The sequence below is a fragment of the Bradyrhizobium sp. 132 genome, assembly GCF_023074185.1.
In the GTDB taxonomy this organism is placed as follows: Bacteria; Pseudomonadota; Alphaproteobacteria; order Rhizobiales; family Xanthobacteraceae; genus Bradyrhizobium.
This window is the reverse complement of the sequence record NZ_JADPKY010000173.1, coordinates 67,296-81,877: the sequence shown is the minus strand read 5'-3', so window position 1 is coordinate 81,877 and position 14,582 is coordinate 67,296. Positions and strand designations below refer to the sequence as shown.

General features: G+C 65.1%; 15 protein-coding genes. 5 read left to right on the top strand and 10 right to left on the bottom strand.

Features of this window, described 5'->3' with window-relative positions:
* Positions 1 to 24: 24 nt before the first annotated feature.
* Positions 25 to 1,371 carry a phosphoglucosamine mutase gene (gene glmM / locus IVA74_RS38555; RefSeq protein ID WP_247353069.1) on the bottom strand — a complete coding sequence of 449 codons (1,347 nt, stop codon included), beginning with the start codon at positions 1,369 to 1,371 and terminating at the stop codon, positions 25 to 27.
* 220 nt (positions 1,372 to 1,591) lie between these two features.
* Positions 1,592 to 1,759, bottom strand: coding sequence for a hypothetical protein (locus tag IVA74_RS38550; RefSeq protein ID WP_247353068.1), 168 nt, complete (start codon positions 1,757 to 1,759; stop codon positions 1,592 to 1,594).
* A 132-nt stretch (positions 1,760 to 1,891) separates the two neighbouring features.
* Between IVA74_RS38550 and IVA74_RS38545 the strand changes: the two genes are divergently transcribed.
* On the top strand, positions 1,892 to 3,028 hold the full coding sequence (locus IVA74_RS38545) for an alpha-hydroxy acid oxidase (protein WP_247353066.1): 1,137 nt from the start codon (positions 1,892 to 1,894) through the stop codon (positions 3,026 to 3,028).
* Positions 3,029 to 3,146: 118 nt separating this feature from the next.
* On the opposite strand, the gene IVA74_RS38540 is transcribed toward IVA74_RS38545, so the two are convergent.
* The 8 genes from IVA74_RS38540 to IVA74_RS38505 form a co-directional block, all read right to left on the bottom strand.
* On the bottom strand, positions 3,147 to 3,755 hold the full coding sequence (locus tag IVA74_RS38540; protein WP_247353094.1) for a hypothetical protein: 609 nt from the start codon (positions 3,753 to 3,755) through the stop codon (positions 3,147 to 3,149).
* Between the two features lie 94 nt (positions 3,756 to 3,849).
* Positions 3,850 to 4,476: a hypothetical protein gene (locus IVA74_RS38535; protein WP_247353065.1), complete on the bottom strand. Its 627-nt coding sequence runs from the start codon at positions 4,474 to 4,476 to the stop codon at positions 3,850 to 3,852.
* A 65-nt stretch (positions 4,477 to 4,541) separates the two neighbouring features.
* Positions 4,542 to 5,381: a shikimate dehydrogenase gene (locus IVA74_RS38530; RefSeq protein WP_247353064.1), complete on the bottom strand. Its 840-nt coding sequence runs from the start codon at positions 5,379 to 5,381 to the stop codon at positions 4,542 to 4,544.
* A gap of 85 nt (positions 5,382 to 5,466) precedes the next feature.
* On the bottom strand, positions 5,467 to 7,221 hold the full coding sequence (locus tag IVA74_RS38525; RefSeq protein WP_247353062.1) for a SulP family inorganic anion transporter: 1,755 nt from the start codon (positions 7,219 to 7,221) through the stop codon (positions 5,467 to 5,469).
* Between the two features lie 90 nt (positions 7,222 to 7,311).
* Positions 7,312 to 7,584: a helix-turn-helix transcriptional regulator gene (locus IVA74_RS38520; protein WP_247353060.1), complete on the bottom strand. Its 273-nt coding sequence runs from the start codon at positions 7,582 to 7,584 to the stop codon at positions 7,312 to 7,314.
* A 175-nt stretch (positions 7,585 to 7,759) separates the two neighbouring features.
* Complete coding sequence (locus IVA74_RS38515; protein ID WP_247353059.1) at positions 7,760 to 9,808, bottom strand: elongation factor G; 2,049 nt, start codon at positions 9,806 to 9,808, stop codon at positions 7,760 to 7,762.
* A 138-nt stretch (positions 9,809 to 9,946) separates the two neighbouring features.
* On the bottom strand, positions 9,947 to 10,426 hold the full coding sequence (locus IVA74_RS38510) for a DUF992 domain-containing protein (protein WP_247353057.1): 480 nt from the start codon (positions 10,424 to 10,426) through the stop codon (positions 9,947 to 9,949).
* Positions 10,427 to 10,590: 164 nt separating this feature from the next.
* Positions 10,591 to 11,793: a pyridoxal phosphate-dependent aminotransferase gene (locus IVA74_RS38505; RefSeq protein WP_247353055.1), complete on the bottom strand. Its 1,203-nt coding sequence runs from the start codon at positions 11,791 to 11,793 to the stop codon at positions 10,591 to 10,593.
* 595 nt (positions 11,794 to 12,388) lie between these two features.
* Here IVA74_RS38505 and IVA74_RS38500 point away from each other — a divergent pair.
* From IVA74_RS38500 to IVA74_RS38485, 4 genes are all read left to right on the top strand, one after another.
* Positions 12,389 to 13,039 (top strand): glutathione S-transferase family protein, encoded by a 651-nt coding sequence (locus IVA74_RS38500; RefSeq protein ID WP_247353053.1) that lies wholly within the window; start codon positions 12,389 to 12,391, stop codon positions 13,037 to 13,039.
* Between the two features lie 156 nt (positions 13,040 to 13,195).
* Positions 13,196 to 13,372: a hypothetical protein gene (locus IVA74_RS38495; protein WP_247353051.1), complete on the top strand. Its 177-nt coding sequence runs from the start codon at positions 13,196 to 13,198 to the stop codon at positions 13,370 to 13,372.
* A 73-nt stretch (positions 13,373 to 13,445) separates the two neighbouring features.
* The gene (locus tag IVA74_RS38490; protein WP_247353050.1) at positions 13,446 to 13,604 is read left to right on the top strand and encodes a hypothetical protein; all 159 of its coding nucleotides are present in this window, start codon (positions 13,446 to 13,448) and stop codon (positions 13,602 to 13,604) included.
* Between the two features lie 129 nt (positions 13,605 to 13,733).
* Entirely contained in the window at positions 13,734 to 14,546 is an 813-nt protein-coding gene (locus IVA74_RS38485; RefSeq protein ID WP_247353048.1) for a PAS-domain containing protein, read from the top strand.
* The last annotated feature ends 36 nt before the right edge of the window (positions 14,547 to 14,582 follow it).

Genomic DNA, 14,582 nt, shown 5'->3' with positions numbered 1-14,582 from the left:
CAATCGTCGATGGCTGGGATGCGCCTAGGCCGCCGCGGCCTGTCCGAGCGCCGAAACGATGGTGTCGACGACGTCCTCGACCAGGATGCGGTCTTCGCCCTCGGCCATGACGCGGATCACCGGCTCGGTGCCGGAAGAGCGGATCAGCAGGCGGCCATGGCCGTTGAGCCGTTGCTCGCCGTCGGAGATCGCCGATTTGACGCTGGTGTCGTCGAGCGGCTTGCCGCCCTTGTGACGGACGTTCTTGAGGATCTGCGGCAGCGGATCGAAGCGGTGGCAGACTTCCGACACCGGCCGGCGCAGCTTCTGCACCACGGCAAGCACCTGCAATGCGGCAACGAAGCCGTCGCCGGTGGTGGCATAGTCGGACAGGATGATGTGGCCGGACTGCTCGCCACCGAGATTGTAGCCGCCGTTCAGCATCTGCTCGAGCACATAGCGGTCGCCGACCGGCGTGCGCACGAGATCGAGCCCCTGCCCCTTGAGGAAACGCTCAAGCCCGAGGTTCGACATCACTGTCGCGACGATGCCCGGCCGCGACAGCCGCCCGTCTTCCTTCCAGCTCTGCGCGATCACCGCGAGCAGCTGGTCGCCGTCGACGATGTGGCCGCGCTCGTCGACCAGGATGACGCGATCGGCGTCGCCGTCGAGTGCGATGCCGATGTCGGCGCGCATCTCGCGGACCTTCTTCGACAAGGCTTCCGGCGAGGTGGAGCCGCATTCCTTGTTGATGTTGAAGCCATCGGGCTCGACGCCGATCGGAATCACGTCGGCGCCCAGCTCCCACAGCGCTTCCGGCACCACCTTGTAGGCGGCGCCATTGGCGCAATCGACCACGACGCGCAGGCCGTCGAGCGACAGATCGCGCGGCAGCGTGCGCTTGGCGAATTCGATATAGCGGTCATGCACGCCGTCGATGCGGCGGGCGCGGCCGAGACTGGCGCTCTGTGCGAGACGCTTGCCGATGGGCTCGTCGAGCAGCTGCTCGATCTGCTTCTCGACGTCGTCGGAAAGCTTGAAGCCCTGCGGGCCGAACAGCTTGATGCCGTTGTCCTCGAACAGATTGTGCGAGGCGGAGATCATCACACCGAGATCGGCGCGCATCGACTTGGTCAGCATCGCCACCGCCGGCGTCGGCATCGGGCCGACCAGCAGCACGTCCATACCGACCGAGGTGAAGCCCGCGACCATCGCGTATTCGATCATGTAGCCGGACAGGCGGGTGTCCTTGCCGATCACGACCCGGTGGCGGTGGTCACCGCGCTGAAACGCAAGGCCTGCGGCCTGGCCGACCTTGAGCGCGAGCTCCGGCGTGATCAGTCCGTTGGCGCGGCCCCGGATCCCGTCCGTCCCGAAATATTTGCGGCTCATATCGTCCCCCACGCAACAACCAGGGGTCCCCACTACAACCTTCGGGTGCCCCAACGGGCCCCGCATCCCTGATTTGCTGAGCTCTTATAGAGCCATCACGGCTAACTTGGCTTCAAAAAATATGATCAATCATTACGGAACCCGGCGCGCCACGGCGCCGATAACGTCTTGTTAACACTATATTCCCGGCGAAAATGCCGAAACAGCGCGGAACCCGCCCCTAGCTGGAGCGCTTCACATGGCCGTCCCCGCGGCTCGGCGCCGGCTGGGTGACGTTGACGGGATCGGAGCCCGGAAAGGTTTCTTCCAGACCTTCTTCCAGCGCTTCCTCGAGATCATGCTTCTCCTTGATCTCTTCCGGGGTCGGTCCGGCGTGCGGTCTCGTCATGGCGACCTCCTCTCCACAAAGGATGCAAACGATTTGGCTGAGCATCCAACCATGCTAGATGACCCCTCGATCTTCCGATGCAAGACTTCCGATGCAAGACTCCTGATGCAAAGACGGGCCGGGGAAAAATTCATGAAGCATATCACCTGTATCGACGATCTTCGCACACTGCATCAGCGCCGCGTGCCGAAGGCGTTCTTCGATTATTGCGACCGCGGCTCCTACGCCGAGGAAACGCTGCGCGCCAACCGCGATGACATGCAGGCGATCAAGTTCCGCCAGCGCATCCTGGTCGACGTCTCCAAACGCGACACCGCGACCACGATCCTCGGCGAGTCCTCGACCATGCCGCTGATGCTCGCGCCTGTGGGCCTGCTCGGCATGCAACATGGCGATGGTGAGATTCATGCCTGCCGCGCCGCGCAAGCCGCCGGTATCCCGTTCACGCAGTCGACGATGTCGATCTGCTCGATCGAGGACATCGCGGCCAATGTCGAGAAGCCGTTCTGGTTCCAGCTCTACGTGATGAAGGACCGCGGCTTCATCAAGGAGCTGATCCAGCGCGCGATGGCGGCCAAGTGCAGCGCCCTCGTGCTCACCGTCGACCTCCAGGTCATCGGCCAGCGCCATGCCGACATCAAGAACGGCATGACGATCCCCCCCGAGTGGACGCTGTCGAAATTTTTGGATTTCGCGACCAAGCCGGCGTGGGTCTCCGGCGTGCTGCAGGGCAAGCGCCGCACCTTCGGCAACATCGCCGGCCACGTGAAGAACACCGAGGACCTCAATCGCCTCGCGGAATGGACCGCCTCGCAGTTCGACACCTCGCTGAACTGGAAGGACATCGAGTGGGTCCGCAGCATTTGGCCGGGCAAGCTCGTCATCAAGGGCATTCTGGACGTCGAGGACGCCGAGGAGGCCGCCAAGACCGGCGCGCAGGCCCTCGTCGTGTCGAACCATGGCGGCCGTCAGCTCGACGGCGCCCCGTCATCGATCGAGGTGCTGCCCGAGATCGCCGACGCGGTCGGTGACAGGATGGAGATCATGTTCGACGGCGGCATCCGCTCCGGCCAGGACGTGATGCGCGCGCTCGCGCTCGGCGCAAAGTCCTGCATGATCGGCCGCGCCTACGCCTACGGCCTGGGCGCCGGGGGCCAGGCCGGCGTCGCCAAGGCGATCGACATCATCCAGAAGGAGCTGCTCACCACCATGGGCCTGTGCGGCGTCAACAGGATCGACGAGATCGACGATCATATCATTGCGATGTGAGGCGCCGCAGGGTGGGCAAAGCGAAAGCGTGCCCACCATTTTGCTGCGATCGTGGAAAGATGGTGGGCACGGCGCTCGCGCGCCTTTACGCACCCTACGGCTCTGCCAGTTTCACGCCTCACATCGGCGGCGTCACGCCGTCCCTGCCGACATTCACCCGGTTGGCTTCCAGCGAACCATCGTCCTTCTTCGCCGCACCAAAAATGATCAGCTTGGCGCCCGGCTTGAGCTCGGATTTGTCGCTGGCGACGAAGGTGACGATCGGCGTGTCCGGCGGAACCACGACTTTCTTCTCACCGTCCTTGTACTTGACCGTGATGTTCTGGCCGTCGGTGCCCCTCACCGTCTGTGAGACCGTGGCGTTGGTCATGGTCGAGTTGGCGCGGGCATCCCAGGGACGAAAACCTTCGGCCGCGCCGCGCTGGTTTTCGGGAAAGATGTGCACGGCGATCGCCTTCTGGGTGCCGTCGGGCTCGGGCAGGCCGGTGACGCCGATATAGGAGCCGTCCTTGATCTCCGACAACGAGGTCTTCACCACCGCGAAGACGGCAACGTTGTCGGTCATGCGCACTTTCACGTCAGTACCCTCGCGGGTCTTGATATCGAGCATGTTGCCGTCGATGCTCTCGATGGTTCCGCGGATGCGGACCGTCGGCGCCTGCTGCGCCGAGACGGATGACGTAATAACGATGCAAGCGGCGAATGCGGCCACGACGAGGCGTGGCATCCAGTTGTTCACTTTCGGCATGATATCCCTCCAGGGAGGAGCGGCGATCAATACGGCAACCCCGCGTGACCACCGCTATTCCCGGCTGCAATAATCACATCGGCGGTGTCAGACCATCGCGTCCGACGCTGACGCGGTTGGTCTCGAATGAGCCGTCCGGCAGCTGCTTCATGAAGGCGATCACCTTGGCGCCGGCCTTCAGATCGGATTTGTCGCCGGGCACGAAGGTCACCACCGGCGTGCTGTCGGCGACGAACACCTTCTTCTCGCCGTCCTTGTACTTGACCAGCAGCGTATGGCCGTCATTGCCGACCACGCTCTCCGACACGGTCGCATTGGTCATGCTGGAGTTGGGCTTGAGGTCATAGGGCCGCGAGCCCTCGCCGGTGCCGCGCATGCTCTCCGGAAACACGTGGACCTCGACCGCGTTCGCACCGCCGTCCGGTCCCGGCACGGTGGTGGCGCCGACGAAGGAGCCGGCCTTGATGTCGGCGAGTGAAATCCTCGTAATGCCTGACACGTTCACGTCGGAGGCGATGTGGAGCTTGACATCCTCACCACTGCGCGACTTGACTTGCATCGTATCGCCATTGACGCTTTCGATCGTGCCGCGCACGCGCGTCGGCACCGGCGCCCTTTGCGCAAGTGCCGAGAGGGTCGAGACGGCCACCATCGCGACGGCGATGAGCGGACGTGTGAAAGTTGCACGTTGAACAGACATGATGGTCTCCGATTGTCCCTATTGTCCCTACGGACATAGAACGCCGGAGATTACGCGCTATTCTCTCAAGTCTTTGTGAGATCGGCCTCGACCAGCGCGCGCAGCTCGGCCGTGACCTGCGGCCGCTGGCCGAACCACAGCTCGAAGCCGCGAACCGCCTGATGCAGCAGCATGCCTAGGCCGTCGGCGGTCTTCAGCCCTCGCGCCTTTGCGGCCGCCAGCAGCGGCGTCATCAGCGGAACATAGACGAGATCGGCGACCACGGCGCCATCCGGCAGGCGGGCGACTTCAACGTCGAGTGAAGGCTGACCGTGCATGCCGAGCGAGGTCGTGTTCACGAGAAGTTTTGCGCGCGGCAGGAGGCCGTTCACGCTGTCCCATGTAGCAGGATGCACGTTCGGTCCGAATTGTCTTGCAAGCGTCTCGGCCCGCGCGATGGTGCGGTTGGCGAGATGGATGCGCTTGAAGCCGCGTTCGAGCAGCCCGAACACGATCGCACGCGAGGAGCCGCCGGCGCCCAGCACCAGCGCCTCGCCGGCTGCGTCCCATCCGGGCGCGCTGGCGTCGAGATTGCCAATGAAACCCTCGACGTCGGTGTTGGTCGAGCGCAGCTCGCCGTCCGCAAACCACAGCGTGTTGGCCGCTCCGACCGCCTGCGCGCGGGCATCGGGCTTCGAGAGCTCAAGCACGCTCTCCTTGTGCGGGATGGTGACATTAGCGCCCGCGAAGCCGCGCAGTGACAGCCGCAGCACGAAGTCGCGCAAATTATCGGGTGGAACCGCCTCGATGAGATAGCCGCCCTCGATCCCGAGCGTGCGCAGCCAGTAATGGTGGATCAGCGGCGAGCGCGAATGCGCGGCCGGCCATCCGATCAGACAGGCTGCGGGAGCCTTGGTCACGGTCATCCTTCCCTGGGGAGCGTCGGAGGCGATCCATTTCGCGTCCCGCGGGCCCTGTCAAGCGCGCGGACGCCCCGGGAAGGCCGCGGCGCTAGGCCGTGCCCGCGTCATCGCCCGCGAGCTGGGCCGTGCGGCCCTTGATGTCGGCGACGGCACGCGCGATGGTCTCGCGATAACGCGCTCGCGGCGGCGTGACGCCATGGGTGAGCAGCGCGCGGCGAACCGCAGGCGATGCCCCGGTGATGAACAGCCGGATGCCCTGCCGGTGGGCTTTTGCGGCGACGCGTCCCAGCACGTTGGCCGCCGTCGAATCCAGGAACGGCACTGCGGCGAAGTCGACCACGAAGCCCTTGCGCTTGTCGGCAATGCCGTCGAGCACGCTGCCGATCGCCGAGGCGGCGCCGAAGAAGAACGCGCCGGTGATGCGATAGACCAGCACGTCGCGATCGACCGCGAGCGCGGGGTCGTAAGGCACGCGCTCGCCATTGCCGTCATCGGGACGATCGGCGGCCACCAGCGGCGAACGTTCCTCGATGCCCGTCATTTCCGCCATGCGATGGATGAACAGCACCGCGCCAAGCGCGAAGCCGACCAAAATGCCTTCGGTCAGATCGCGGAAGATGGTGAGCAGGAAAGTTGCGAGCAGCACGACGGCATCGCCCCACGACGAGCGCAGGAGCGTCGCGAATTCGTGCTTCTCTGCCATGGTCCAGGCCACCACGACGAGCACGGCGGCGAGCGCGGCCAGCGGGATGTAGCTCGCGAGCGGCGCCGCGATCAGCATGAACAGCAGCAGGAAGATCGAATGCAGCATGCCCGCGAGCGGCCCCCGCGCGCCGGCGCGGATGTTGGTCGCGGTGCGCGCGATCAGCCCGGTGACGCAGATGCCGCCGAACAGCGCCGCGCCGACATTGGCGGCGCCTTGCGCCACCAGCTCGCAATTGGAGCGGTGACGGCGTCCGGTCATGCCGTCGGCCACCACCGCCGACAGCAGCGATTCGATGGCGGCGAGCAGCGCGAAGGCGATCGCATCCGGCAGCACGGCGGTCGCCTTCGCGAGCGAGAACGCAGGCAAGGCCGGCGCGGGCAGTTCGCGCGGAATGCCGCCGAAGCGCGATCCGACGGTCTCGACCGGCAGCGACAGCACGGCACATGCGGCCGCCGCGAGCACGACCGCGATCAGGATGCCCGGCCAGGACGGCCGCCAGCGTCGCAGGCCGGCGATGATGGCAATGCTGACGATCGCGACCGCGACGGCCGACGGATTGACGGTGTGCAGCCCCCCGGCGAGCGCGACGAGTTTTGGGACGAATTCGCTCGGCTCTTTCGCGACCAGCGTGATCCCGCCGAGATCGCGCAGCTGGCTCGCGAAGATGATGACGGCGATGCCGGCCGTGAAGCCGACCGTCACCGGATACGGAATGAACTTGATATAGGTGCCGATCCGCAGGAAGCCCGCGGCGATCAGGAACAGGCCCGCCATCAGCGTGGCGAGGACCACGCCGTCAACCCCGTGACGGTCGGCGGTCGCCGCAACCAGCACAATGAAGGCGCCGGCCGGGCCGCCGATCTGGAACCGGCTGCCGCCGAGCAGTGACGCAATGAAGCCGCCGACAACAGCGGTGTAGAGTCCGCGATCCGGCGTCACGCCCGAAGCGATCGCGATCGCCATCGACAGCGGCAGCGCGACGATTGCGACCGTGAGGCCCGCGAACACATCGGCGCGGAAATCCGACAAGCCATAGCCCTCGCGCCACACGGTGACGAGCTTCGGCAGATAGAGTTCGGTAAAGGTCGGCCGACGAAGCTGGTGCAGCTTGCCTGCGTGTTCGCCTGTGATGCTCATGCCCACACCGCTCCGATGCATCGTGCGGCCGCGTATCGGGGCGCGACGGTGCGTTAGTTAAGTCTGCTCCCGAGCATGATCATTGCGGGATCACGCTCCAACCCGACGCGGCGGCCCCGGCTGTTTCAGCCGAACGCCACGTCCGCCGCCTTCGCTGCGAGCCTGTTCGCCGATCAGCTCGACGCCGGCCCGATCAAAGGCTTCGACCACCTTCATCAAGGTCTCGACCACGCCGCGAACGTTGCCGGTGCTCGCCTCCATCCGCTGAATGGTCGGCAGCGAAACGCCTGCGAGCTCCGCCAAGGCCCTCTGGTCAATGCCGAGCAGCGCGCGCGCTGCCCGCATCTGGAACGACGTGATCACCTTGGCCTCACGTATGAGAGATTATAAGTGATGTCTGGAGCATGCACAATGATGTAAAATACATCAATCCGGGCCGAGCGCAAGAGGGCGCTCGCCGCCACGGGCTGTGCGTCTCCCTCTCCCCGTAACAACGGGAAGAGGGCGAGAGCGTGCGTCTGTTACTGCGAGAGGCGGCTCACGCCGCGTGCTGATGCGCGGCGATGATCTGGTCGGCGGCGCGGCCGGTCACTTCGGCCATGTGGTCGAACTGGCGGGTGAAGCTGCCGGCGCCTGCCGTGGCCGAGCGCAGCTCGACGATCAACTCGCCGATCTCGGCTTCCGGCATCATGGCGCGGACGCAGTCCCATCCGCTCCAGCCGTCGCGGGTGTCGAAGCCGAGGATCTGGCCGCGCCGCGCCGACAGGATCGCGTTGATCTTGGCGGTGGCATCGGTCGGGCAGACGATCTCGACCACGTGGATCGGCTCCAGCAGCACCGACTGGCATAACGGAAGGCCTTCATTCAGCCCGACCCGCGCCGCCGTGCGGAAGGCGAGGTCGGAGGAATCGACGCTGTGATAGGAGCCGTCGGTCAGCGTCACCTGCAAATCGGTGACGGGGAAACCGAGCGGACCGCGTGTGAGCCCGTCGACGACGCCCTCTTCCACCGCGCCGATGTAGTTGCGCGGCACCGCGCCGCCGACCACCTTCTCGGCGAACTTGAAGCCGTCGCCGCGCGGCAGCGGCTTGATGTCGAGCACGACATCGCCGAACTGGCCGTGGCCGCCGGACTGCTTCTTGTGGCGGCCGCGCTGGACGATCGGCTTGCGGATGGTCTCCTGATAGCCGATCGCGGGAGGATGCGAGGCAACTTTGACGCCAAAGCGGTCGCGCAGCCGCTCGCTCGCGACGCGCAGGTGCATCTCGCCCTGTCCCCACAGCACAGTGTCGTGGGTCTGGGCGTTCATCACGAAGACGAGCGAGGGATCCTCCTCGTGCAGCCGCGTCAGCGCTTGGCCGAGCTTGACGTCGTCCTTGCGGTCGGTGGCCGCAACCGAGATCGCGAGCACCGGCGGCGTCGGCTCGCTGGCTGCGAGCGCAGCCGGCTGGGTCTTGCCGTTCGAGACCGTGTCGCCGGTGCTTATGGGATCGAGCTTGGCGAGCGCCACCGTGTCGCCGGCTTCCGCCGCGCCACGCTTGGTGTCGTAGGCGCCGGTGACGGCGAGGATCCCGGAGATGCGGCTGGCCCCGCCGGAGGAGGATTGCAGCGTGGCACCGTCGTCGAGATGGCCGGCGAGCAGCCGCGTCAGCGACAGCTTGCCGCCGTGCTGCGAATGCAGCGTCTTGAACACGAAGCCGAGCGCATCCCTGGTCTCGGGAACGCCGAGACGTTTTGCGGTCTCCGCGACACCGGGCGCCTCATGGCGCAGCGCTTTCATCAGGCGCAGCACGCCGTTTTCGCGTGCGGCGGCGCCTATCAGCACCGGACATATCTGCCCCTCGCGCAATTCGCGGGCGAGATCGTCGAACACTGCATCGCGCGGCGGCTGGATGTCCTCGAGCAGCTGCTCCATCAGCGCATCGTCATGATCTGCGAGCTTCTCCAGCATCGAGAAGCGGGCTTCCTTCTCGCGATCGAGATCGCCGCCTTCGAGCGCGACCACTTCGGAGGCCTTGTGCTCGCGGTAGACGAACGCGCGTTCCAGCGCGAGATCGACGAAACCCTCGATCAGCTCGTTGTTCCAGATCGGGATCTGGCGCAGCACCAGCGGCACGCGCGAGGCGGGCTGGAGTATCTCGAGCGTTTCGCGGATGCGCTTGTTGGCGCGGTCGATCTTGTTGAGGAACAGGAAACGCGGGATCTTCAGCTCCTCCAGCTCGCGCAGGATGATCTGAAGCTGCGGCAGCTTCTTCTCGTCGGCTTCGCAGACCACGATTGCGGCGTCGATCGCAGGCAGCGCGGCGCGCATGTCGTGGGCGAACTCGACGGAACCGGGACAATCGAGGAAGGTGTAGCTGTCGCCCATAAAATTCGTGGTGGCGGCAGTGAGCCCGACGGTCATCTTATGATGACGGGCTTCGGCACTGGCGTCGCCGACGGAGGTTCCGGCATCGACGCTGCCGGCGCGCGGGATCGCGCCCGTTCGCGCCAGGATTGCTTCGAGGAGTGTGGTTTTACCGCTTTGGAAAGGGCCCACCAGCGCAATGCACCGTGGACCTCGGGGACTTCTGACGTCTTGTCCCATTCGCCGCCTCCTTGGTGTGGAGCTCGGCCCATGATTGGGTCGGCAAGCGCAGATGCTCTGCCCGTCCCCGAGATTTGGCAAGCATCAAAAATCGCTGCGGTGCGTCGTCAGTGAGATCAGGTTATTGACGGCCAGCTCTTAACGGCCGGGGCGAAGTTCCAGGCTCTCAAGCCCGGCCGCGACGTTGAGGCCGACCTGGCCCTGCACGCTGAGCGGCTGGAGCGCGATCGAATTGTTGGAGCCGCCGACCAGCACGTTGCCGCCGAGACCGACGCCGACCGAGGCACTGCCCTGCGCGCCCGCATAGGTGCCCGAGAGGTCGCCCGGTCCGAGCCGGTCGACCGGCGCGAACACGCCCCAGGCCAGCGCGGTCTCCTGGGTGATGCCGATATCGAGGCCGACTTTGCGGATGGTCGCGACGTAGCGATCCTCCGGCAAGCCCTCGGCGCGCAGGACGCAGCCGAGATTGGTCACCGATCCCACGATGAAGCCGACGCTGGCGCCGCCGCGGCATTCGAGCACGCCGACCCGCACCATCCGCTGCTGCGCGTCGGCGACCACGACCGAGGCAACGAGGCTGGCGGCGGCGATCCCGGCGAGAAGGAGTGAACGGCGCATGAAATATCTCCGGCGATGAACGTGATGCGAGCAGAGATGCACGCCTACCCGTGACGCAATGGTCTATGGCACAACATTCCCTGCGGTGCCAGATTGCGTGCAGGAATAAAAAAGGCCCGCGCGAAGCGGGCCTTTTCATTCCAGTTCGTTTCGTCGTGACAGGCTTAGCGCAGATTGCCGCAGAAGCGCTGGATGCGATTGCAGGCGTCTTCGAGGTCCGAGGTCTTGGTCGCGTAGGAGATGCGGAACGCAGGTCCAAGCCCGAACGCCGAGCCCTGCACGACGGCAACGCCTTCGGTCTCGAGCAGTTCGGTCACGAACGTCTCGTCATTGTCGATCACCTTGCCCGACGGCGCGGTCTTGCCGATCGTGCCGGCGCAGGACGGATAGACGTAGAAGGCGCCTTCGGGACGCGGGCACTCGATGCCCTTGGCCTGGTTGAGCATGGAGACGACGAGGTCGCGGCGCTCCTTGAACACCTTGTTGTTGGCGGGGATGAAGTCCTGCGGACCGTTCAGCGCCTCAACCGCTGCCCATTGCGCGATCGACGACGGGTTCGACGTCGACTGCGACTGGATCGTCGACATCGCCTTGATGAGCTGCGCCGGACCACCGGCATAGCCGATGCGCCAGCCGGTCATGCAATAGGCCTTCGACACGCCGTTCACGGTCAGCGTGCGGTCGTAGAGTTTCGGCTCGACCTGCGCGACCGTGGTGAACTGGAAGTCGTCATAGACGAGGTGCTCGTACATGTCGTCGGTCATCACCCAGACATGCGGATGCTTGACCAGCACGTCGGTGAGCGCCTTCAGCTCGGTCCTGGTGTAGGCAGCTCCCGTCGGGTTCGACGGCGAGCACAGGATCACCCATTTGGTCTTTGGCGTGATCGCGCGCTCGAGCGCATCGGCCTGGAGCTTGAAGCCGGTCGCGGCGGTGCAGACCACCGGCACTGGCTCGCCGCCGGCGAGCGCCACCATCTCGGGATAGCTGACCCAGTACGGCGCGGGGATGATCACCTCGTCGCCCGGATTGATGGTTGCCATCAGCGCGTTGTAGAGCACCTGCTTGCCGCCGGTGCCGACGATGATCTGGTTTGCCTTGAAGACGACGCCGTTCTCGCGCTGAAACTTGGCGATGATGGCTTCCTTCAACTCGGGAATGCCGTCGACCGCAGTGTACTTGGTCTTGCCGGCTTCGATGGCGCGGATCGCCGCCAGCTTGATGTTGGCGGGCGTGTCGAAGTCGGGCTCGCCGGCGCCGAGGCCGATGACGTTGCGGCCCGCCGCTTTCAGCGCACGTGCTTTATCCGTGACCGCGATGGTGGCGGACGGCTTCACACGGTCGAGCGCAGCGGCAAGGAAGGGCATCGTCATCTCCTGACAAGCGTCGTGAACCCTTTGGCCTCACGACTCCGATTGTGGGAATGAACCACCCTAAAACGAGTGCCGTTGCACCGCAAGAAACTTCGGTCCGATCTCGCAAAAGTTTACGGGTCTGGAGCGTTTCAAGACTGGATTCTTCGCAATTTTCCGCAACTTTGCCAGGCAAATCCCACATATCCGACAAGGCTTGTCCTCGGAGCAATTTTGCGTGTTGGCGACAGCAGGTCGTCTTGCCCGGGCTGTCCCGGGTATCGACGTTCTTTGGTGATGCAGTGAGATCGTGGATGGCCGGGACATAGGCCGGAAGCGACGCCGTCTTTCGGGCGGCTATGCCCGGCCATAACAAGGTGAAGGCTTCAGCGCACGCCTCGTGCGTAACGATGCGCACACGAATTGACGCAAGCGTGAACTGAATTGCATGGTCGCACGGAAATGATCTTCCGCCGCGTTGCAATGCGGTAGGGTTTTCGAGTTTTTCTATTGGCGGGCCCTTGCAGCGGATTCGCATCGGCATCATTGTTTAGCCGCGTTGCAGGGCAACAAGCGCCGCGCCTTCCCGTCTTTCGGAATCATCCTCAGAATGTACAAGCTCTATTCGATGCAACGCTCGGGCAACAGCTACAAGGTCCGCCTTGCGCTGGCGCTGTTGAACTTGCCTTACGAAGCGGTCGAGGTGGACATTCTGCGCGGCGAGAGCCGCACCCCGGACTTCCTGGCCAAGAACCCGTCCGGTCAGGTGCCGCTGCTCGAGGTCGGCGGCGATCGCTATCTCGCCGAGTCCAACGCCATCCTCTGGTATGTCGCCGTCGGCACTCCGCTCGCGCCGGAGAACCGCATCGATCGTGCCGAAGCGCTGCAGTGGATGTTCTTTGAGCAGCACGCGTTGGAGCCGAACATCGGCGCGGCCTATTTCTGGCTGTCGCTGGTGAGGGGCGGCCGCGACCTGCAGACCCATTCGCTGGAAGACTGGATGGAGCGCGGCTATGGCGCCCTCCAGGTGATGGAAAACCACCTCAAGACCAACGCCTATTTCGCCGCCCGCCAGCTCACGGTCGCCGACATCGCGCTGTACGGTTATACCCACCTTGCGGACCGCTGCGACTTCGACCTCTCGACCTTCCCGGCGATCCGGGACTGGCTGGAGCGCGTGGAAGCGGCCCCCGGCTTCGTCGCAATGGAGTGGCGGCCGGCCGACATCGAGGATCCCGCCAGCATCGCCGCGGGCGCCTGACGGAGCGATCGCGCTCTGGCGAATAGCGGGCACAAGGGTCTTCCTTGCCGCAATCTCGCCATTTTCGGCGTGCTGGCCGCCGCAATATTGCCGGTTGCCACGGTGAAATTGTTCGATGTCGTGGGTGATTCGCTCGCGCGTTGAAGGATTTAGACCATGATACGGGCGTCCGGCGCGGCGGGCTTTCAAGGCCAGCCCGCTACCGTTTCGTCTTCCCGGCTGACCAACGCGGTCGCGGCCTCGCTCGCCGTCGCCGCGCTCTCGCTGTGCCTGATCGTCACCCTGACAGTGCTGTCGACCAAGGCGACCATGGCGATGGGCCTGCCGGTCTGATTCCCGTTTTATCCTGGACCCGCCTTCAAGGCGCCGCGTGCCCCGCGCCGACCGGCATCGCGACAGGACGTCGATGAAATCACCTGTGGTAGTCGTTGCGATCACCCTGACTGCGGCCATCCTCGTCGCGGCATCGCTGCTGATATTGGTCGGCACGCGCAAGGGCCCGGGGACGTCGACCCTGAACGCGCCCGCGCTGCAACAACGCGTCAAGCACGCGCACTTGGTCTAAAATCATCCGAAAGCTTTGCGCTTGGACGCAAGTCCGCGTTAAGCGCGCCGCGCGGAACCGCATCGCATTGGCGCAACGATCAGTCAGTGTTGCCGCCTTACCTCGTTCAGGGAGGAGCGAGACAGCCCCATGCGGTTCGGATGGCGTGTGATCTTCGGTCCGGCGCTGACGGCAGCGACTGCGCTGCTGACGATGCTTTTCGATCGTTTTGTCCCCACTCCCTCGCCTGCGCCGCTGCTGGTCTGCATCGTGGCGCTTGCCGGCGCGCTCTCGGGCCTCGCGCCCGCCGTCGCCAGCGCAGCCGTCGCCGTCATCGGCGCGGCGCTGCTGTTGCTCAGCCAGCACGGCATTTCCGGCCTTACCACGGCGGATCTGGTTCAGCTCGGCCTCCTGACAATGACGGCCGCGGGCACCGCAGGCATCACCGGCCTGATGCGCGGGCGGCTGCTCGGCATTTTTGCCGCCGAGCGTCAGAGCCACGCCACCGCCGCGCGGCTGTCGGCCGCGCTCGACCAGGCCGATATCGGCATCGTGCTGCTCGATGCCGAGACGCGCGCCGAGTTCATCAACCGCGCGTTCCGCGATTATTTTGCGGTACCGGACGACATCGCCGACGGCAAGCCGCCATTCATCGCGCTGATGTATCACGGCCGCGACACCGGCGCGTTCGAATTGCCCGAGGACGAGCTCGGCACCTTCATCGCCCAGCGCATGGAGATGGTGCGGATCGGCGATGCCACGCCGATCAACATCGCCTTGCGCAATGGCGAGGTGTTGCGCTTCGTGTGCGCCGCGCTGCCCGATGGCGGGCGCATGTTGAGCTACACGCCCGTGACCGACCTCGTGCGGCATACCGATGCGCCGTCCCGCGCCGACTACTACCGCTCGCTGCGCGATCCCGCGGGCCGCAAGCTGATCCGCTATCTGCGCGTCGCGGAGTAGTGCGCGATTGATCAGCACGTCCATCATCAAGTATGA